Annotated in this window: 18 protein-coding genes; 8 read left to right on the forward strand and 10 right to left on the reverse strand. The window is 69.4% G+C overall.

Annotated features, from left to right (window positions below; genetic code table 11):
• Positions 1–2: 2 nt before the first annotated feature.
• From ASG72_RS08860 to ASG72_RS08870, 3 genes are read right to left on the reverse strand one after another with little or no spacing between them, the layout of a single operon-like run.
• Positions 3–833 carry a carbohydrate ABC transporter permease gene (locus tag ASG72_RS08860; RefSeq protein ID WP_056711254.1) on the reverse strand — a complete coding sequence of 277 codons (831 nt, stop codon included), beginning with the start codon at positions 831–833 and terminating at the stop codon, positions 3–5.
• Positions 826–1701, reverse strand: coding sequence for a sugar ABC transporter permease (locus ASG72_RS08865; protein WP_244488750.1), 876 nt, complete (start codon positions 1699–1701; stop codon positions 826–828). The genes ASG72_RS08860 and ASG72_RS08865 overlap by 8 nt, the downstream gene beginning before the upstream one ends.
• Positions 1698–2825 carry a mandelate racemase/muconate lactonizing enzyme family protein gene (locus tag ASG72_RS08870; protein ID WP_056711256.1) on the reverse strand — a complete coding sequence of 376 codons (1128 nt, stop codon included), beginning with the start codon at positions 2823–2825 and terminating at the stop codon, positions 1698–1700. Before ASG72_RS08870 ends, ASG72_RS08865 begins: the two co-directional genes overlap by 4 nt.
• A gap of 100 nt (positions 2826–2925) precedes the next feature.
• Here ASG72_RS08870 and ASG72_RS20680 point away from each other — a divergent pair, with 100 nt between their 5' ends.
• Genes ASG72_RS20680 through ASG72_RS08890 form a run of 4 tightly spaced genes read left to right on the forward strand, consistent with a single transcriptional unit; the run spans position 2926 to position 7096 of the window.
• Complete coding sequence (locus ASG72_RS20680) at positions 2926–3729, forward strand: FadR/GntR family transcriptional regulator (protein ID WP_162246221.1); 804 nt, start codon at positions 2926–2928, stop codon at positions 3727–3729.
• Positions 3701–4999, forward strand: a complete 1299-nt coding sequence (locus ASG72_RS08880; protein ID WP_056711261.1) for an extracellular solute-binding protein — start codon at positions 3701–3703, stop codon at positions 4997–4999. Before ASG72_RS20680 ends, ASG72_RS08880 begins: the two co-directional genes overlap by 29 nt.
• A 58-nt stretch (positions 5000–5057) precedes the next feature.
• Positions 5058–6347 carry an extracellular solute-binding protein gene (locus ASG72_RS08885; RefSeq protein WP_056711262.1) on the forward strand — a complete coding sequence of 430 codons (1290 nt, stop codon included), beginning with the start codon at positions 5058–5060 and terminating at the stop codon, positions 6345–6347.
• Positions 6347–7096: an SDR family oxidoreductase gene (locus ASG72_RS08890; RefSeq protein WP_056711265.1), complete on the forward strand. Its 750-nt coding sequence runs from the start codon at positions 6347–6349 to the stop codon at positions 7094–7096. The genes ASG72_RS08885 and ASG72_RS08890 overlap by 1 nt, the downstream gene beginning before the upstream one ends.
• Before the next feature lie 33 nt (positions 7097–7129).
• Here ASG72_RS08890 and ASG72_RS08895 read toward each other — a convergent pair whose 3' ends face one another.
• Positions 7130–8305, reverse strand: a complete 1176-nt coding sequence (locus tag ASG72_RS08895) for an MFS transporter (RefSeq protein WP_244488751.1) — start codon at positions 8303–8305, stop codon at positions 7130–7132.
• Positions 8306–8420: 115 nt separating this feature from the next.
• Positions 8421–10043 carry a M20/M25/M40 family metallo-hydrolase gene (locus ASG72_RS08900; RefSeq protein ID WP_056712503.1) on the reverse strand — a complete coding sequence of 541 codons (1623 nt, stop codon included), beginning with the start codon at positions 10041–10043 and terminating at the stop codon, positions 8421–8423.
• Positions 10044–10236: 193 nt separating this feature from the next.
• On the opposite strand from ASG72_RS08900, the gene ASG72_RS08905 reads away from it, so the two are divergent.
• The 3 genes from ASG72_RS08905 to ASG72_RS08915 all read left to right on the forward strand — a co-directional run bounded on the left by ASG72_RS08905 (position 10237) and on the right by ASG72_RS08915 (position 13736).
• Positions 10237–11268 carry an NAD(P)H-binding protein gene (locus ASG72_RS08905; RefSeq protein ID WP_082540217.1) on the forward strand — a complete coding sequence of 344 codons (1032 nt, stop codon included), beginning with the start codon at positions 10237–10239 and terminating at the stop codon, positions 11266–11268.
• A 687-nt stretch (positions 11269–11955) separates the two neighbouring features.
• Positions 11956–12717 carry an endonuclease/exonuclease/phosphatase family protein gene (locus tag ASG72_RS08910; RefSeq protein WP_056711269.1) on the forward strand — a complete coding sequence of 254 codons (762 nt, stop codon included), beginning with the start codon at positions 11956–11958 and terminating at the stop codon, positions 12715–12717.
• Positions 12714–13736: a lysylphosphatidylglycerol synthase domain-containing protein gene (locus ASG72_RS08915; RefSeq protein ID WP_056711270.1), complete on the forward strand. Its 1023-nt coding sequence runs from the start codon at positions 12714–12716 to the stop codon at positions 13734–13736. The genes ASG72_RS08910 and ASG72_RS08915 overlap by 4 nt, the downstream gene beginning before the upstream one ends.
• Here ASG72_RS08915 and ASG72_RS08920 read toward each other — a convergent pair.
• The 4 genes from ASG72_RS08920 to ASG72_RS08935 all read right to left on the reverse strand — a co-directional run bounded on the left by ASG72_RS08920 (position 13645) and on the right by ASG72_RS08935 (position 17562).
• On the reverse strand, positions 13645–15123 hold the full coding sequence (locus tag ASG72_RS08920; RefSeq protein WP_082540218.1) for a phospholipase D-like domain-containing protein: 1479 nt from the start codon (positions 15121–15123) through the stop codon (positions 13645–13647). The two genes, ASG72_RS08915 and ASG72_RS08920, sit on opposite strands and share 92 nt — an antisense overlap.
• A 128-nt stretch (positions 15124–15251) precedes the next feature.
• Positions 15252–16103: a substrate-binding domain-containing protein gene (locus ASG72_RS08925; RefSeq protein WP_156395875.1), complete on the reverse strand. Its 852-nt coding sequence runs from the start codon at positions 16101–16103 to the stop codon at positions 15252–15254.
• A gap of 29 nt (positions 16104–16132) precedes the next feature.
• Positions 16133–16855: a phosphate ABC transporter ATP-binding protein gene (locus ASG72_RS08930; protein WP_056712506.1), complete on the reverse strand. Its 723-nt coding sequence runs from the start codon at positions 16853–16855 to the stop codon at positions 16133–16135.
• A gap of 5 nt (positions 16856–16860) precedes the next feature.
• On the reverse strand, positions 16861–17562 hold the full coding sequence (locus ASG72_RS08935) for an ABC transporter permease (protein ID WP_056711274.1): 702 nt from the start codon (positions 17560–17562) through the stop codon (positions 16861–16863).
• Positions 17563–17658: 96 nt separating this feature from the next.
• Here ASG72_RS08935 and ASG72_RS08940 point away from each other — a divergent pair, with 96 nt between their 5' ends.
• On the forward strand, positions 17659–18537 hold the full coding sequence (locus ASG72_RS08940) for a helix-turn-helix transcriptional regulator (RefSeq protein ID WP_056711276.1): 879 nt from the start codon (positions 17659–17661) through the stop codon (positions 18535–18537).
• Positions 18538–18553: 16 nt separating this feature from the next.
• Here the strand turns inward: ASG72_RS08940 and ASG72_RS08945 are convergent, their stop codons facing one another.
• Positions 18554–19240: a helix-turn-helix domain-containing protein gene (locus ASG72_RS08945; RefSeq protein ID WP_056712508.1), complete on the reverse strand. Its 687-nt coding sequence runs from the start codon at positions 19238–19240 to the stop codon at positions 18554–18556.
• Positions 19241–19536: the final 296 nt, after the last annotated feature.

Genomic DNA, 19536 nt, shown 5'->3' on the forward strand with positions numbered 1-19536 from the left:
GCCTAACCTTTCACCGCGCCGGCGGTCAGACCCGCCACGAGATGTTTCTGCATGAGGATGACGAAGGCGAGCACGGGCAGGAGCTGGACCGTGGAGGCCGCGAAGAGCACGCCCCATTCGACGCCTTCGACCGCGCCGATCATCTCGGAGATGACCAGCGGGGCGGTCTTGGCCTTGGTCGTGGTGAAGATGAAGGCGAAGAGGAACTCGTTCCAGGCATAGACGATGACGAAGACCGCGACGGCCAGCATGCCCTGCGCCGCCATCGGCAGGATGACGCGCCAGACGATCTGCATCTGCGTCGCGCCGTCCATCATCGCCGCCTCGTCCAGCTCGCGCGGGATCTGGTCGATGAAGGTGCGCATCACGATGGTGCCGAGCGAGACGAAGAAGGTCGCGTACAGCACGATCAGGATCGCATGGGTATCGTTGAGCCCGAGACGGTTCACCACCGGGAAGAGCGGCAGGGTGATCACGATCGGCGGGATCAGCCGGATGAAGATCAGGAAGAAGGCGCTGGCCTGCAGCCCCCTGGAGGCGTGGCGGGAATAGGCGAAGCCGGCCAGCAGCGACACCAGCACCGCCAGGATGGTGGCGCCGGCCGTCACGAGGAAGCTGTTCCAGAGCCCGTGGAAGAAATCGCCCCAGCGGCTCCAGAGCTGCTCGTAATTGGCGAAGGTCGGCGTGAAGGCGAAGCGCGAGGCGGTCGAGAAGATGTCGCGGTCGGCCTTGAAGGACGACATCACGATCAGCAGGATCGGCAGCAGCGACCATGCGGCGATCAGCGCGACGCCGAGCCATTTCAGGAGTGCGGGGAGCGCGCGCCTAGCCATTTTTGCGGAACATCTCCCTGTAGAGCCCGCGGAGATAGACCAGAGCGAGCAGGAGCGAGGCCAGCACGAGCAGCCAGCCGGTGGCGGCGGCGGAGCCGAAGGCGTTGTAGCGGAACGCCTCGAGATAGAGATAGACGGCCAGCACCTCGGTGGTCCGCGCCGGGCCGCCGCCGGTCATCAGCCAGACCTCGGAGAACAGCCTGAAGGCGAAGATGTAGCGGAACAGGGCCGCGATCAGCAGCGCCGGCATCAGCAGGGGGAGGGTGATGCGCCGGAAGGCGGCCCAGCCGGTGGCGCCGTCGATCGCCCCGGCCTCGTAGAGATCCCCGGGGATCGAGAGGCGCGCGGCATAGATGATGATGAAGCTGAAGGGCAGATGCAGCCAGATCGAGAGCAGCGAGACCATCGCCAGCCCGTGATTGGGCTTCACCGCCCATTCGATCGGCGGCAGGCCGAACCAGGCCAGGACTTGGCTCATCATCCCGACATCCGGCTCGAAGAGATAGCGCCACATCACCACCGCCGAGACCTCGCTGACCGCATAGGGCGCCAGCACGATGGCGAGGAGGATGGGGCGGAACGGAACGCCGGAGGCGAAGAACAGCGCCATCAGCAGGCCGAGCAGCAGCTCGACATGCACCACGATCGCGACGACGATCACGGTGTTGACCAGCGCCCGCCAGAAATACGGGTCGCCCAGAACCTTGGCGTAATTGGCGAAGCCGACGAAACTCGCGGCCTGGCCGAAGCTCGACTGGTTCAGGCTGAGCCAGAAGACATAGATCGCCGGCAGGAAGATGATGCAGCCGACCATCAGCTGCACCGGTCCGACGAGCGCGATCGCGCCGAGGGGCGTCCGACCGTTCACGAGGCGATCCTGAAGCGCTGCAGCGCCTCGCGGTCGATCTCGACGCCGAGCCCGGGCCCCTGGGGCACGGCCAGCCTGCCGGCGACGAGCTGGAAGCCTTCGCCGACCACCGGCCGGGTGAAGGCGTCGCGCAGCGGATTGGCGTAGACCATGCACTCGAAGGTGCGGAAGCTCTCGGCCGCCGCTGCGAGCTGCAGACTGGCGGCGACGCAGATCGCGCCCGACCAGCCGACATGCGGGGCGTAGGCGGTGTGAAAGCTCGCCGCGAGCTCGGCGATGCGCCAGGTCTCGGTGATGCCACCCGAGCGCGTCACATCCGGCTGGATCAGCCCGATCGAGCGGTCCTGCAGCATCCCCAGCGCCTCGGAGGCGACATAGTCGCTCTCGCCCGCCGCCAGCCGGATCGGCAGATGCTGCGCGAGACGCCGATAGCCGTCGCGATCCTGCGGGGCGATCGGCTCCTCGAAGAAGCCGTAGCCGAGATCGCTGAGCACCCGGCCGACGATCATCGCGTCATCGACGTCATAGGCCCAGTTGGCGTCGACATAGAGCGAGACGTCGTCGCCCGCGAGCCTGCGGACCAGCCGCGCGCGGGCGATCGCATCCTTCAACGGATGGCCGAGCTTGACCTTGATTTCACGGAAACCGGCCGCCAGCGCGGCGGCGACCTCGGCCTCGGCCGTCGCATCGTCGAGCCAGTTGATCGAGGAGGCATAGGCGGCGACCTCGGTCCGGCCCATGCCGCCGAGCAGCTTGTGGATGGGGGCGCCGGCAGCCTTCCCGGCGATGTCCCAAAGCGCGATGTCGACCGCCGAGATCGCCTCGACCAGCTGGCCGCCCGGGCGCCCGGTCAGCACGCCGCGCATGGTTTTCCACAAGGCGCGGCGGTCGGCCGGATCCCGGCCGATCAGCTTCGGCGCGAGCGCCTCGTCGATCAGCCTCGCATAGCCGGCGGCGCCCCGGCGCGCCAGAGCCTCGCCGACGCCGACGATGCCGTCGCTGGTCGTGACCTCGACCAGGACGATCTCGATCGCCGGAAACTCGCCCTGCGACGTCCGCTGGACCTTGGGCAAGGTCGCACGCAGCGGATGGCTCTGAATGCTGGCGATGGTGCGGGCGGTCATGCGGATCGGAATGCCTCGGCGGAGCGTCGCGTCAATTGTCTACCTATCTGATAGGTTGATCAGTTGCAAACCTGACCGGCTTCTGTCAATCATCCCCGTCATGGAAGCTCAGGCACATCGACCGGCCGGCGTGGCGCGGGGCGGCGAGGATCCGTTTTCGGGGTCCGACGTCGTGCCGATCCGGCTCGGCGACACGCTGATCGCGCGGATCACCCAGGCGATCCATGACGGGCGCCTCAAGCCCGGTGACGCGCTGCCGAGCGAGGCACGGCTCGCCGCCTCCTTCGGCGTCAGTAAGCCGATCGCGCGGGAGGCCATCCGCCAGCTCGCAGCGATGGGGGTGGTGAACATCCAGCAGGGCAAGGTCACGCGGGTGCAGGCGCTCGATGCCGCTCCGCTCGACCGCTTCTTCCGCTTCGCCGTCCGCGGCCGCAGGACCGGCCTGACCGAGGCGGTGGAGCTGCGCCGCATCCTGGAGCCGCCGATCGCCGCCCATAGCGCCGAGCGTCGCTCGGCCGCCGATGTCGAGCGGCTCGACTTCATCCTGGCGCGCATGGAGGCGGCGCTCGGCGACGTTCCGCGCTGGATCGAGGCGGATCTCGATTTCCACGAGGCGGTCGCCGCCTCCTCCGGCAACCGCCTGCTCGACTTCCAGATCAGGGGGCTGCGTCCGGTGATCCGCGAGGTGATGGAGATCTTCAACTCGCGCGAGGCCCGTACCGCGGCCGATTGGCGCAAGACCTATCAGCGCCATGTGCTGGTGGTCGACGCGATCAGGGCCGGCGATTCAGCCGCCGCCGCCGGCGCCATGAACAAGCATTTCGAAGCGGCCGAAGCCGCCATCGCGGAACTCGCGACACTCCGGGAGGGTGACCATGACCAGGACGACAGGGCTGGACCGTAGGCAGTTTCTCGCAGCCACGGCGGGGCTCGGCCTCGCCGGGCTCGACGCAGGCGCGGCTTTGGCGCAGAGCGGCCCGCTGAACGTGTTCGCCCATCGCGTCATGCAGACGGTCTCGACCGGTGCGCAGGGCGGCGACATCACCAAGGGCTGGGCCGAGGCCAACAAGACCGGCATCCAGTGGACGACCTTCGATACGGGGCCGCTGCAGGAGCGGCTGTTCCGGGAGGCGAGCCTCTCCGAATCGACCGTCGATGTCGGTTTCCTGCTCAACACCCAGGCGATCCCGCGGGCCGCCAACCTGTTCGAGCCGCTCGACGATTATCTGAAGCGCGATCCGATCGAGGATGCCGGCGACGTCTTCCCCGGGCTGTTGGAGGGGATGAAGGTCGGCGGCAAGCAGCTCGCCATCCCGTTCCGGCACGCTTCCTCCGGCCTGCACTACAATGAGGAGCTGCTCGCCGAGAAGGGTTTCTCCGGCCCGCCCCGGACGATCGAGGAGATGATCGAGATCGCCCGCGCCTGCACCTATCGACGCGGCGACGGTACCGCAGTGGTCGGCCTGTGCATGCCGGGCGTGACCTATCCGAACGTCATCGACCTGGCGCGGGCCTGGGACGGTGACTTCATCACGCCGGATTTCAAATGCGTGGCCGACCAGCCCCCCATGCTGAACGCGATCAAGCTGTTGCGCGCCCTGTTCGAGGCCGGCGCCTTCCCGCGCAATTTCGCGACGCTGTCGCCGGAGGATGTGAATGTCTGGATGCAGACCGGCCGCGCGGCGATGAGCCTGCAGAGCATGGGGCGCAACCGGATCTACAATGATCCGCAGAAGTCGAAATTCCCGGGCAAGATCAAGACCGTGGCCGTGCCGGCCTCGACGGCGCTGGCGGGGAAATACGCCGCCGCTCCGGCCAAGGTGGAGTTCTGGGGGCTGGTGATCCCGAAGAACGCCAGGCGCAAGGAGCTGTCCTGGAGCTTCATCAAGGTGATGGTCTCGAAGGAGGCGACGCTGAAGGCGGCGCTCAACGGCAATGGCCCGGTCCGCGCCTCGACCTATGCCGATGAGGGTTTCACGCGGACCGTGCCCTACGCCGCCGAAGAGCTGAAGGTGCTGAAGGTCGCGCGCGTGCCGCTGCCGGCCTTCGACGAGGCGGCGCGGGCCGGTGACTTCTTCAAGGAAGAGGCCGAGGCCGCGGTGCTCGGCATGAAGACGCCGGAGGAGGCGATGGCCTCGCTGGTCAAGCGCGTCCAGCCGCTCCTGCCGGCCTGAGATCGTCATCGTCCGGCGCGAGGCGGCGGCACAAGTATCCTTTTGTTCGGAGATTGCCATGTCGAAACTGATGTCCCGCCGTGATTTCGGCCTGCTCGCCGGCAGTGCCGCAGCCGGACTCGCCTTGCCGGGGATGGCGAGTGCGCAGGCCAAAACCGTGACGGCGCTCGGCCACCGCGTCCACCAGACCTCCGCCACGACCGGGCCGGGCGGCGACGCCACCGAGGCCTGGCGCAAGCAATCCGGCGCCAGCGTCAACTGGGTCACCTTCGGCGACGTCAACGCCATTCATGAGCGGCTGCTGCGCGAGGCGACGCTCGGCGGGACCACGATCGACGTCGCCTATCTGCTCAATGGCCGGGCCGTGCCGCGCAATCTGAAGCTGTTCGAGCCGCTCGACGGCCTGATGAAGGAGGCGCCGCTCGAGGATGTCGCGGATTTCGCGCCGGGGCTGGTCGCGCCGCTGAAACTCGACGGGGCGTTGCACGGCGTGCCGGTGCGCCACGCCACCAATGCGCTGATCTACAACGAGGCGCTGCTGGAGGAGCGTGGCGTCACCAAGCTTCCGGCCAGTTTCGAGGAGCTGGTGGAGCTCGCCCGCAAGCTGACCTTCAAGCGCGAGGACGGCACGCAGGTCCACGGCCTCGCCTTCACCGCCTCCTTCGCCTCGAACTTCCTGACGCTGGCCCGCTGCCTCGGCGGCGACTACATGACGAGCGACGGAAAGCTCGTCGCCAGCGAGCCCGGCATGGTCAAGGCGCTGACGGTGCTGGCCGATCTCTACAAGGCCGGGGTGCTGCCGCGGAATTTCGCGACGGTGAACAACGAAGAGATCACCACCTGGATGCAGCAGGGCCGCGCCGCGATCACCATCAACCCCTTCGCGCGGCTGGTGACCTATAATGATCCCGCCAAGGGCAAATATGGCGGGCGCTTCAAGTCGCTGCTGCCGCCGATGGCCGCCGATCTGGTCGGCAAGGTCGCCTTCGCGCCGACGGTCGAGTTCTGGTCGCTGGTCATCCCGAAGAACGCGAAGCAGAAGCCGCTCGCCTGGGAGATGATCCGCGCCCTGTCGTCCAAGGCCGGCACCACCGCCATGGCGCTGAACGGCAATGGCCCGGTGCGGATCTCGACCTATTCCGACGAGAAGCTCAAGGCGGCGATGCCCTATGCCGCCGACGAGGCGGCGGCCCTCAAGGCCTCCCGGATCCATCTGCCGGCCTTCGACGAACAGGCGCGCGCCCATGACATCTTCATCGAGGAGACCCAGGCCGCCGTGCTCGGGATCAAGCCGGCGAAGCAGGCGATGGACGATGCGGTGAAGCGCGTCAAACCGCTGCTCGGCTGATGCTCGCGCCTCTGGCAGAGCGTGTCGCGCTGGTCACCGGCGCGGCGCGCGGGATCGGGCTCGCGATCGCGACCCGGCTGGCGGAAGCGGGCGCGCATGCGATCATCCATGATCGGGACGGGGAGGCCGAAGCCGTCGCCGCGTCCCTGGCCGCCGCCGGCCATTCGGCCGAGCCGCTGATCCATGATCTCGCGGAGCCCGCCGCGCCGGCCGCGATGCTGGCCCGGCTGAAGGAAGCGGGCCGCGCGCCCGACATCCTCGTGCTCTGCGCCTCGGCGGAGATCCGCGAGAGCTGGCAGACGCTCAGCGAGGAGGCGCTGCAGCTCCAGAGCGCTGTCAACCTCCACGCCACCGCGCGCCTGCTGCAGTGCTTCCTGCCCGGCATGATCGCGCGCGGCTTCGGCCGCGTGATCGCGATCGGCTCGGTGCAGGAGGCCCGGGCCAATGCCGATTGCCTGTATTACGCCGCGACCAAGGCGGCGCAGACGAGCATGATCCTGACGCTGGCGCGGACGCTCCGGGCGCCGGACGTCACGCTCAACATCATCCAGCCCGGCGCCATCCGCACCGGGCGCAACGAGGCGATCCTGCGGCAGCCGGGGCGCGAGGCGCTGGCGCTGGAGCGGATCCCGCTGAGGCGGCTGGGCAGGCCGGCCGATTGCGCCGGGCTCGCGCTGCTGCTCTGCACGGCGGACGGGGCCTATCTCAACGGCGCCGAGATCGCGGTCGATGGCGGGATGCGGCTGTGACCGCCGCAGGCTGAAGACGCGCCGGCCCGTCGTTCAGCCCGGCCGCCTGCGCTGCGCCGCGCGCAGCCTGCCCATCGCGAGCACCCCGAGAAACGGCCCGATGGCGAGGAGGCCGAAGGCGTTGCTCCAGCCGGTATGCGGCAGCAGCCAAGGCAGGGCCTGGATCGCGGCGATGGTGATCAGGAAGCCGATGCTGGTCTGGATGGTCAGCATCGTCCCGGTCAGCTGGCGCGGCGCGACCTCGATCGCGATGGCCGAGAATTGCGCGGAATCGGCGACGATCGAGAAGCCCCAGATCAGCGCGACGACGAGGGCGAGCGCCGGGGCGACATTGGCCAGGGGGCCGATCGCCAGCGCGCAGAGCCCGCTCGTCATCATCGCGGCGATGGCGGTCTCGCAGCGGCCGAAACGATCCGCGGCCAGGCCGGCGATGATCGCACCGGGCAGGCCGGCCGCGATGATCCAGAAGACCATCAGGCTGGCGCCGGCGCCCTGGATGTTGAGCGGGCCGTGCTGGAGAAAGGCGCCGATCCACGCCCACATCGCGTAGAGCTCCCACATATGGCCGACATAGCCGAGATTGGCCAGGCGCAGCCGCGGCGAGCGCCAGGCCTCCGCCATGTCGGCAAAGCGGAAGCGGGTGGGCGTGAAGCGGGCTTCGCCCTCGCGGAAGGCGAGGATCAGCACCCCGGCCGCCAGGCAGAGCCCGCCCGCGACGAGATAGACGGTGGTCCAGGGCAGGGTGCCGATCAGGCCGTTGACGAGATGCGGCGAGGCCGAGCCGAGGGTGAGGCTGCCGACGAGAATGCCGACGAGCACCCCGAGATCCCCCTTCGCCCAGGTCGCGGCCATCTTCATGCCGACGGGGTAGACCGCCGCCATGGCGGCGCCCGCGACGGCGCGCAGGCCGATGCTCGTCCAGCCGGTGGGCTCGACGAGCGGCAGCAGCAGCGTCGCGACGCCGGCCAGTCCGCATCCGGCCGCGAAGAGATGCGTCGGGCGGATGCGGTCGGCGAGGCCCAGAACCGCGCTGGCGAGCGTGCCGAGGACGAAGCCCGCCTGCACCGCGGATGTGAGCAGCCCGGCCTCGGCGCTGGTCATCAACCCGCCGCTGATCAGATCGGCGACGGCCGCGGTCGCGGCGAACCAGACCGACAGCGCGGCGACGATCGCGAGGCAGAGGATCGACAGGTTGAGGGCCTTGCACATGCGATCTCCGCGGAGGACCGGCTGTCCGCTCGGCATCGGCGCGGGGTTCACGGGCAAGGGCGGCGGGCCCGGCCGCAGCCCGGCTTCTCGCCTTCGGCGCGCATCTGGCTCATGCTCACCGGGTCGCCCCCGCAAAGCGGGCCTGCGCCACCTCCAGCAGGAAACGCGGCAGGATCTCGAAGGCATAGCCGGTTTCCACCCGCTCATGGGGGGTGTGATAATCGCGGCCCCAGGGGCCGATATTGACGGTCGGCGTGCCGATGACCTGGCCCGACCAGCGCACGCCGCTGCTCCAGGCCGGCGTATTGCCGGCGATGAAGGCGACGCTGGTGACATCGGCCTCGCCGATGAAGCTCATGTCGGAAATGCCGGGAAAATGCGCCTGCAGGCCGATCTCGACGCCGCTGCCGACGCGCATCTGTTCGCGGGCGATGGCGATGGCGCTCTCCAGGGCACAAGCGGCTTCACCGCCACCCAGCCTGACATGCGGATAGGGCAGCGAGCCGAAGCCGATGATCACCGCCGGCCCGCTGCGGCCGGTGAGCGTCCAGGCGGCCAGAGTGAGGCGCTCGTTCTGGTCCGGCAGCGACAGCCCTTCGCGCGCCAGCCGCTCGGCGGTTTCGCGCAAGGCGGCGGCGGCTTCCGGATCTTCGGCGATCTCGGCGAGGATCGCCGAGACGTGAAGCACCTCTATCGCCGGCGGCGAGTGCGGCTGCGCCGACGCCCGGAGCTGTCGTTCGGCGAGGCTCGCGGCGAGCGTCCGCACGGCGTCGGTGACGAGTCCTTCGAAAGCGGCGAAGATCGTGGCGGCGGGCCGGCCCATGGTCAGCACGTTCCAGCAGGCGAAACAGCTGTCGGGGGTAGTGACGTCGTAATGGCGCTTGCCGTCCTTGAGGCTGAGCAAGGTCGGCGGGATGCCGGCCTCGCCGTCGGCGCCGTCGGCCAGTTCCGGCGCCCATTCCACGCGGGCGGCGATGGCGCCGGCGATGGCGGCCGCGTTGATGCCCTGCAGCGGGTGGCTGGCATGGGTCGGCTGGCCGATCACCAGCGCCGTCGGCAGCAGCTTGCCGACGCTGCCGAGCGCGACCGAGCGGCCGACCCGGCCATCGCCCCGGTCGCCGATGCAGTCGAGATTGATTGCGCCGACGAGGCGCAGCGCATGCTCCTCCAGGAGCTTCGGCATCGCCTCTCCCAGGCCACGCGCGCCGACCGAGTTCACCTCCTCGTCGGGCACCGCGACGAAGAGCAGATTGCCGTCCCGGCGCGGCTGCAGCAGGAACGCCTCCATGGCGGCCAGAGCGGCGGCGAGACCGGCCTTCATGTCGAGCAGGCCGCGGCCCGGCAGGAAGCTGCCGGAGGCGAGATCGGCCCTGGCTAGCTCCTCGGCCGGATTGGCGGGGTTCCGCAGCCGCTGCAGCAGAGCGTCGCGCAGCGGTTCGGGATCGGTCGCGAGCCCGCGCAAATCCGCGTAATCATCAAATGGCACGGTGTCGAAATGCCCGGTGAGCAGCAGGGTCTCGCCACCCGTGCCGCGGGCCAGCGCGGCCAGGCAGCTGCGGCCGAGCCGGTCGTCCGGAATCGGCACGAGCCAGATCTCGCAGCCGCGCCATGCCGGATCCTCCCGCAACCGCGCCGCCAGCGCAGCGGGCAGCGCGCGCTCGCCCTCGGTTCCGGTGACGCTGGCGAAACGCGTGAGCCAGATCGCCCAATGCCGCGCCCGTTCCGCAATATCCGTCATCGCCGTCGCCATCTCGTCCCCGCCGTCGCCGCCGCCGCACAGGTCGATCCTGGGCGGCGTGCGGATTGTCCTTCTCGCACGAAGCGCGGGGTCCAGCCATGCCGGCGGCGAGGGGGCGCCTTCGCGATTTGCCTCGGCTGCGCCTCTTGCCTAGCCTGATCGCGTGATCGAAACCCGACCCGTCGCGTCGCAAATGGCTGCAGCCGCCGCCGAGCCCGAGAACGTGGGGCGGCGGACCAGCTCCGGCCTGCGCGTCTGCGTTCTCGGCGCGACCGGGACGGTCGGGGCGGCCAGTGTCGAGGCGCTGGTCAGGGCAGGGCATGAGGTGGTCGCCTTCGTCAGACCCGATGGCGGGGCGGAGCGCTATCGCAAGCGCGCGCAGAGCCTGCCGCTGCTGACGCAGGCCCGCCTCGAACCGGTCGCACTGGCGGAGGCCTCATTGGCGAAGGGCTTTTCGGCCGAGCGTTTCGATGCTGTCGTCTCCTGCCTCGCCTCGCGCCATGGCGGCCCGCGCGACGCCTGGGCGATCGATCATCTCGCCCAGTCCGGCGCCTTGCGCGCGGCCCGTGAGGCGGGCGTGGCGCATTTCGTGCTGCTCTCGGCGATCTGCGTGCAGAAGCCGCGTCTGGCCTTCCAGCATGCGAAGCTGGCCTTCGAGGCGGAATTGGTGGCGTCGGGCCTGCGCTATTCGATCGTGCGGCCGACCGCGCTGTTCAAGTCGCTCTCGGGCCAGATCGAGCGGGTCCGCCGGGGCCGCCCCTTCCTGGTTTTCGGGACGGGCGAACTCACCGCCTGCAAACCGATCAGTGATCGCGATCTCGCCGAATACATCGCCGGGTGTCTGGATCAGCAGAGCCGCTGGAACCGCATCCTGCCGATCGGCGGGCCGGGTGAGGCGATCACGCCGCGCCAGCAGGGGGCGATGCTGTTCGAGGCTCTAGGGCGGGCGCCGCGATTTCGATCGGTCCCGGTGGCGCTGCTCGACGGGATCGTCGCCGGGCTCGGCGGCATGAGCCGAATCTGGCCGCGGCTCGCGGACAAGGCGGAGTTCGCGCGCATCGGCCGCTATTACGCCACGGAGTCGATGCTGCTGCTGGACCCGCGGACGGGGCGCTACGACGCCGCCGCGACGCCGGCCACCGGCCGCGACAGCCTCCTGGATTTCTATCGTGCCGTGGCCTCGGGCGAAGCCTCTGTGGACCGCGCGGACCATGCCGTGTTTTGACCGGCGCGATGGCGCTTCGCGATCGCGCATGGTCCGCGGGATGGGGCTTCAAACGAAGCGGGCCCCGTCATCCGGGGCCCGCTGCGTCAGAAGATCAGATAAAGTAGAATGATGAGCGGGATCGGTATCCCGATAAGCCATAACAAGACGCCGCCCATGACGATCCTCCCTCGACTGTGCCGACACCTTGGCAAACCCTCTCTAGCGACGGCCGCCATCGGTGCTATGACTTGGGAAACGCGACAGGGCCGGAGCAGTTCCCGCGCGGCATCGGATGGGCTGCGGAGCCGGCCCGCAGCCTCGGAAATTCAGGTTTCTAATTACAGGTCAATGCGCGCCCGTGGGCGGCTGGATGCGCGCGAACCCAGCCGGGAGGCTCCTCATGCGTTTCAGCAGTCCGATGGACCCGGTCGAGGTCGGGTGCGCTCGATGCGGGCTGGGCGCGCCTGCAGCGGGAGCGGGCGGGCTGTGCCGGCGACGAGCACGCGCATTACCATAGTTCCTGCGTGATCAGATTGATCGAATACTGATCATCGGCTGCCGGATAGGAGGAATTTGCGGCGCCGACGCGGCTCGCCGATGGGGCCCCCTGCCGAGCTTCTGGCGATCCCGGCACCGATCGATCCAAATTATGGGCGAAACTGGTCGGCGAAGCGAACCGCATGGCCGACCACGCGTTGTGAGGCCATGCCGCTATCCGCCCCGAAAGCAGCGCCGGACCGGCGGCTGCGTGTTCTCACCTATAATGTCAGGCGGTGCCTCGGCGTCGACGGCCGCTACAGCCCGGAGCGCATCGCCGATGTGCTGGCGGAATGCGAGGCCGATGTGATCGGCCTGCAGGAGCTCGATGTCGGGCGGCTCCGCAGCGGCGGCATCGACCAGGCCGAGGTGATCGCGAGGCAGCTCGGCTTCGATCATGTGCATTTTCATCCCGCGCTGCAGCGTGGCGAGGAGTTATATGGCGACGCGATCCTGACGCGCGCACCGTCGAAGCTGGTGCGGGCGGGCGCGCTGCCGACGCCGACCGGCTGGCGTCCGGCCGAGACGCGCGGCGCCGTCTGGGTTTCGCTCGACGGGGCGCTGCTGCAGATCCTCAACACGCATTTCGGGCTGGGGCGGCGCGAAAGGCGGCTCCAGGCCGCAGCCCTGATGGGCAGCGACTGGCTCGGCCGGTCGCCGGAGACGACGCCGCTCGTCCTGCTCGGCGATCTCAATTCGGTGCCGGGGGGGCGGGTCTACCGGGCGCTGCGCAGCCGGCTGCTCGACGCCAATGCGAGGGGCAAGCCGACCTTCCCGACCTTCCGGCCTCTCCTGCGGATCGACCACATCTTCGTCTCCGCGGCCATCGCCATCACCGGCAGCCGGGTGCATCGCTCGGCGCTGGCGCGGATCGCATCCGACCATTTCCCGCTGCATGCCGACCTCGTCCTGCCAGGAGAACCCGTATGATCGCGGCGCTGAAGCGCATTCCGGAACGCTGGCCGGGATTGGTTCGCTGGCTGAAGATCGCGCTGGCGGTGGCGGTCCTCGGCCTCGCCGCCTTCCTGCTGCGGCGCGCACTGCAGGGGCAGGATCCGGCCGTGCTGTGGCAGACGATCACGGCCGCCCCCGCCGCGCGGCTCTGGGGCGCGTTCGGCTTCGCGCTGGCGAGCTATGCCTGCCTGACCCTGTTCGACTATCTGGCGTTGCATTACGCGGGCAAGCCGCTGGCCTATCCCCGCGTCGCCCTGGCGTCCTTCACCAGTCTCTCGCTGGGCCATAATCTCGGCTTCGCCGCGCTCAGCAGCGGCGCGATCCGCTATCGCTTCTATTCGCGCTGGGGCCTGTCCGGCGTCGAGGTGGCGAAGGTCATCCTGTTCTGCGGCGCGACGGTCGGCATCGGGTTGGCGATGCTGACCGCGATCAGCCTGGCGCTGCAGCCGGAGCTGGCGATCAAGCTGACCGGGCTGAGCCCGCTGCAACTCAGCCTGATCGGCGGCGGCATCGTGCTGCTCCTGATCGGCTATCTCGCGGCCTGCGCCTTCTGGCGCGGCGAGCGGGAGCTGCGCGGCCATCAAGTGAAGCTGCCGAGCCTGCGGCTGGCGCTCGGGCAATTCGCCATCGGGACGGTCAATTTCGCGCTGGTCGCGGCCTGCCTGCAGCAGGCGCTCGCGATCGTGGCGGAGACCTCCTATCCCGATGTCGCGGCCGCCTATGTCCTCGCCAACCTCGCCACCCTGGTCAGCCATGTCCCGGGCGGGCTCGGCGTCATCGAGACGGTGGTCGGGCATCTTTTCGGCGCCGGCGAGGTCATCGCCGGGTTGGTGCTGTTCAGGCTGGTCTATTTCATCGTTCCGCTCATCTGCGGCGCGCTGCTGTTCGCCGCCTCGGAACTCTTCATCCAGCGCGCGGCGACAGGATCCGCGGCGCACGATCGCCCAGCATCCGCTTCAGCCGGAGCGGGCGCGCCGGATCCAGCAAGGCCGTGAGCAGAAGCGGCCTGTCCGGGCCGTCCGCGGACAAAGCCGGGAACGGCCGCAAGCCGCGCCCGCCGGTATTCAGGCGATCGATGGCGCGGGCGAGGCTGCCGCATTCGGCCACGGCCTGCTCCACCTCCTGCGCCTCCACGCCGAGATGCTCGCCGAGCAGCCGGTGGCGCAGCCCCGCCACGGCCGCGCGCTCGGTGTCGGTGCGGGCTTCGATGGCGAGGTCGCATTCGGTGTCGAGCGCGATCGACCGGTTGTTCAGATTGGACGAGCCGACGCGCACGACATGATCGTCGGTGATGACGAGCTTGGCATGGGTCATGATCTGCTCCTCGCCATCCTCGCGGGGGGTGACGGGGTAGAACACCCGCAGCCGGTCGCCGCGATCGGCCCGCGCCAGACGCCGCAGCATCCGGTCGCGGTTGGCTCCCATCGCGAAGCGCTCCATCAGCCCACGCGATTCATAGGTCAGGATGATCACGACATCCGGGCCGGAAGACTCGCGCAGCCGCCTCTGCAGCGCCGCGCAGATCAGCGGCGCCGTCAGATATTGCGCCTCGATATAGATGGCGCGCTGCGCGGTGGCGATCATGTCGAGGGTCAGCTGGGCGCATTCCGCGACCTCTTCCTGCCCGTCATAGTCGGGAATGGTCCGGGCCACGCCGACGGGGATGTCGGTGAAATCCGGCTCCAGCCCCTCCGGCCAGGCGTCATGGGCGCCGCAATGGGCAGCGGCCGCCTCGCAGCTCTCGCCCGTCGCCCTGTGCCAGCGTTCCCGGGCCATGCCGCACAAGGTCGCCGCCGCCTCGCCATCGACCAGCATCTGCATGTCGTGGACCGGCGCATAGGCCTTGCCGTCGGGATCGCAACGCTCCGCGCAGTCGACCCGGTGGTCGCTGCAATCCCAGCGGCGCACCGTCAGATCGATGCCGCCGACGAAGGCGAGCTGCCCGTCGATGCAGACGATCTTGCCGTGATGGGCGGCGTAGAAGGGGTGGCGGGTATCCAGCCGGAAATGGATGCGGGGATGCTTGTCCCAATCCGCGCCCAGCAGATTCGGCGTGATGGCGCTGGGGCCGTGCAGCACGGAGACGCTCCAGACCAGGATGTAGACGTGCAGGTCCGGGTTTTCCTCGACCCGGCTGCGCAGCAGGGCGCCGAGCGATTCCGCTTCCCCGCCACGGTCCGGGCGCAGCGCGATGCGGGCGTCGAAATCCCAGCCGAGAATGAAGATCGAGCGCTGCGCGCGCTTCAGCGTCGTTTCCAGATGGCTGAAATAGGCGGAGCCGTCGACCAGCACCGCGGCCCGGGACGCGTTGACGAGCGCGCTGCAATTGCGGCCGCTGCGCAGGAGGGCGGGCTGCGAGTGAGTATGGTGGTGAAGTGTCATGAACCTCGTCTCGTTTGCCGGGAAACGCGACGAGCGGGCGGGCGGTTCCGCAAGGGCGGCACGACCCAGGCGAGCCTGCGATCAGGCCTGCGAGGCAGGCCTGCGAGGCGGGTGCCGCCGCCGAGAGCTCAGGCTCCGGGTTCGGCCGCGTTGGGGAAGAAGAGCTGCTGACCCTCGATCCTGTAATCGGCGATCGCCTTCTGGCCCTCGGGCGACACCAGCCAGTCGATGAAAGCCTGGCCATCGGCCTGTTTGACATGCGGATGCCGGGCCGGATTGACGAGGATGACCCCATATTGATTGAACAGCCGGGCATCTCCCTCGACCATGATCGCCAGATCGCCGCGGTTCTTGAAGCTGATCCAGGTCGCCCGGTCGGAGAGGACATAGGCGCCCATCGCGCCGGCGGTGTTCAGCGCGGCGCCCATGCCCTGGCCGATCTCGCGATACCAGGGCCCCTTGGCCTGCGCGATGGCGATGCCGGCCGCCTGCCACAGGTTGAGCTCCGCCGCATGGGTCCCGGATTTGTCGCCGCGCGAGACGAAGGGGGCGGCCTTGGCCTGCACGGCCTTCAGCCCGGCCAGGATATCGGTGCCGCCCTTGATGCCGGCCGGATCGGATTTCGGGCCGATCAGCACGAAATCGTTGTACATCACCGGCTTGCGGGCGACGCCGAAGCCATCGGCGACGAAGGCCCGCTCCTGGGCCCTGGCATGGACGAAGACGACGTCGGCATCGCCGCGGCGGCCGGTGTCGAGGGCCTGGCCGGTCCCTTGCGAGACGACGCGGACCTCGATTCCGGTCTTCGCCTTGAACAGCGGCAGAAGATGCTCGAACAGGCCGGAATCCGTGGTCGAGGTCGTCGAGGAGACGGTGATGAAGCGCGGCGCCTGCGCGATGGCCGCGCCCGCCTGCGCCAGGCCGCCCAAGGCCAGGGCCAGCGAGGCGGCGAGCCCCAGCATCTCTCTGCGCGTCGTCATGAGCATTCTCCCTGTCGGTCGGTCTTGTTTCACCAGAGCAGCTCCCCGGCGATGAAGGCGCGTGCCTCCTCGGTCGCCGGCGCGCCGAAGAAGCGCGCGGTATCGGCATCCTCGACGAGGCGACCCTTGTTGAGGAACAGCACGCGGCCGGCGAGGCGGCGGGCCTGCTGGAAATCATGCGTCGTCATCAGCATGGTCAGGCCTTCCTGGGCTAGCTGGGTCATGATCTGCTCGATCTGGCGTGTCGCGCCGGGGTCGAGATGCGAGCTCGGCTCGTCGAGGAACAGCACCTCCGGCTCCAGCGCCCAGGCGCGGGCGATGGCCAGCCGCTGCTGCTCGCCGCCGGAGAGCAGGCGCGCCGGCCGGTCGGCCAGAGCCTCGAGACCGAAGCGCTCGAGCGCGGCCTGGGTGCGGGCGGCGACGTCGCGGCCGATCACGGAGGCGATGGCGTGCGCCAGATTGGCCCGGGCCGAGCGGCGCAGCATCACCGGGCGCTGGAACACCATGGCGTGGCGGCTGGTGCCGCCGATCCTGCCGCCGTCGCCGCACCATTCCACCGTGCCCGACAGGGGCGCGAGCAGCCCGTGGCACAGGCGCAAGGTGAGCGACTTGCCCGCCCCGTTCGGCCCGATGATGGCGGTGATGCCGCCGCGGGGGAGGGTGAAGCTGACATCCTCCAGCAGGGTCCGGCCGCCGGCGGCGAAGCTCAGGCCGCGGACGCGCAGGGGCAGGATGGTGGCCGGTGGGCGCATCGCCGTCATCCCGCGAAGCGCGCGCCGACGCGGCTGGCGCCATAGGCGGCCGCATTGATGGCGAGGGTGAGCGCGATCAGCACGAGGCCCAGCCCGAGGGCGAGCGGCAGATCGCCCTTGGAGGTCTCGAGCGCGATCGAGGTCGTCATGGTGCGGGTGTAGCCGGCGATATTGCCGCCGACGATCAGCACCGCCCCGACCTCGGCGCTGGCCCGCCCGAAGCCGGCGAGCAGCCCGGTGGCCAGCGCGAAGCGCCCGTCCCAGAGCAGGCTCGGCACGGCGCGCAGGCCGGTCAGCCCGATCGAACGGAAATGCTCGCGATATTCCGTCCACAGCTCCTCGACGGTGCTGCGGGTGAGCGCGACGATGATGGGCAGGACCAGCAGCATCTGCGCCGCGACCATGGCGCTCGGCGTGAACAGCAGCCCCCAATCGCCGAGCGGGCCGCTGCGCGACAGGAGCAGGAAGACCATCAACCCCGCCACCACCGGCGGCAGGCCCATCAGCCCGTTGATCAGCACGATCAGCGCGGCGCGGCCGGGAAAGCGGGCGAGCGCCAGCCAGGCACCGAGCGGCAGGCCGATCAGCGCCGCCAGCACGACTGCCGTCAGCGTCACCGACAGCGAAAGCCCGACGATCTGGAGGAATCGCGGGTCGAGGCCGAGCACGAGCTGGAAGGCGGCTGCGAAGGCCGAAGCGACGTCCATGAAGCCCCGATAGGTGTGATCCTTTGACGTTTTCTACGAGACAGCGCTACAAAGCGGCAAGGACGGAATTCCTGCATCCTGGGACATGAAAACGGCATGAAGGCCTATTTCAGCACGGAGGAGGCCGCGGCCTATCTCGGTATCCGGGAGCGCAAGCTCTACGAATTGGTGGCGCAGGCTGCGGTGCCCTGTTCGAAGGTCACCGGGAAATGGCTGTTCCCGCGCGCGGCGCTGGACCGCTGGATCGAGCAGGGGCTGATCCAGCCGCCCGGTCCGGCCCCGGCCGCGGCACCGCCGATCATCGGCGGCAGCCATGATCCGCTGCTGGAATGGGCGGCGCGCCGCTCGGATTGCGGGCTCGCTCTGCTCAGCGAGGGCTCGGCGGCGGGGCTGGCGCGGCTCGGGCGGGACGAGGTCGCCATGGCCGCGATCCATCTGCATGGCGACGATGACGAGGGCGCCAACCCTGCCGCGGTCGCGGCGGCGCAAGCGCTGCATGACGGGGTGCTGATCGGTTTCGCCAGGCGCGAACAGGGGCTGGTGACGGCGAAGGGCAATCCGCTGGCCGTGACGTCGCTTTCGGAGGCGGTGGAGCGCAGGCTGCGCTTCGGCTTGCGCCAGTCAGGCGCGGGTGCCCAGCTGCTGCTGTCGGCGCTGCTGGCGCGCAATGGCCTGGCCCCGGCCGATCTGCTGGCCGGAGGGGATTATCCGACCGGGCAGGATCTCGCCTTCGCCATCCGCGCCGGCGAGATCGATTGCGGTATCGCCAGCCGGGCCATCGCGAACGGGGCCGGGCTCGGCTTCATCCCCTTGAGCTGGGAGCGCTTCGATCTGGCGCTGCGCCGGCGCTGCTATTTCGAGCCCGGGCCGCAGCGCCTCTTCGCCTTGATGCGCGAGCCGGAATTCCATCGCCATGCCGAGATCCTCGGCGGCTACGACACCGGCGTCGCCGGGCAGGTGCGGCTGAACCGCTAGGTCCCGGGGGCGGCTCTCAGGCCTCGAGCCGGCGCAGCGCGGCGCGGTCCCGCAGCACGATCGAGCGGCGATGGGCCGGCAGGGCGATGATGTTCCGGCGTTCGAGCCCGGTCAGCGAGCGCGAGACCGTCTCGACGGTCAGCCCGAGATGATCCGCGATATCCACCCGCGACATCGGCAGTTCGACATGGCCGTGATCGGTGGCGCGCTCGGCGATGTCGAGCAGGAAGCTCGCCACCTTCTCGACGGCGCTCTTGCGGCCGAGCAGCAGCATGTGGTTCTGCGCCCGCTCCAGCGAACGCATCATCGCGGCGACGATCTGGCTGTGGAAGGCGCTGTCGCCGGCGCTGAGGCTGTCGAGGCTGCAGCGGCGATAGACGATGATGCTGGCATCGCCCAGCGCCTCGGCGCTGAAGCGGTGGCTGGCGCCGGTCTCGATGCCGAAAATGTCACCCGGCAGGTGAAAGGCGTCGATCTGGCGGCGTCCGTCGCTGAGCAGCTTGGAGGTGCGCACGGCGCCGGAAAGGACCTTGTAGAAGCAGGTCGCCCGGTCGCCTTCGCCGAAAATCTCCTCATCCTTGCCGAAGCTGCGGGTCGCACCCAGCGTCTGCGCGTCAGTGGCCGGCCGGGCGGGTTCGACATAGCCGCGCAGGGCGATGGCGGGAGCGATCTGGGCAGGCGAGACGGCGAGAGCGCTGAGCATCGGAACCTCCATCGGTGGGCGGTGACGTTGCTCAAGGGGTAGCGGCGCAGGACGAAGTGCGAAATTCAGATGCTTCCCTAAGGGGTTTTACGGAGGCTGGGCGGGGGCCCGCTGCAGGGGTGAATCAGGTCGCGTGCGCCGCGTTCGTGGCGCCGCCGGAATGACCCGTCAGTGGGGGCGGCCGAGCGCGCCGCGAATGCCGTCGAGCAGCGCGGAATCCTGCAGCGGCTTTTCCAGCACCATGCGGATCCCGGCGCTGGCGGCATGCCTGCGCATCTCGCGTGTGGCGCGGGCGG

The sequence above is a fragment of the Allobosea sp. Leaf344 genome (assembly GCF_001426225.1).
GTDB lineage: Bacteria > Pseudomonadota > Alphaproteobacteria > Rhizobiales > Beijerinckiaceae > Allobosea.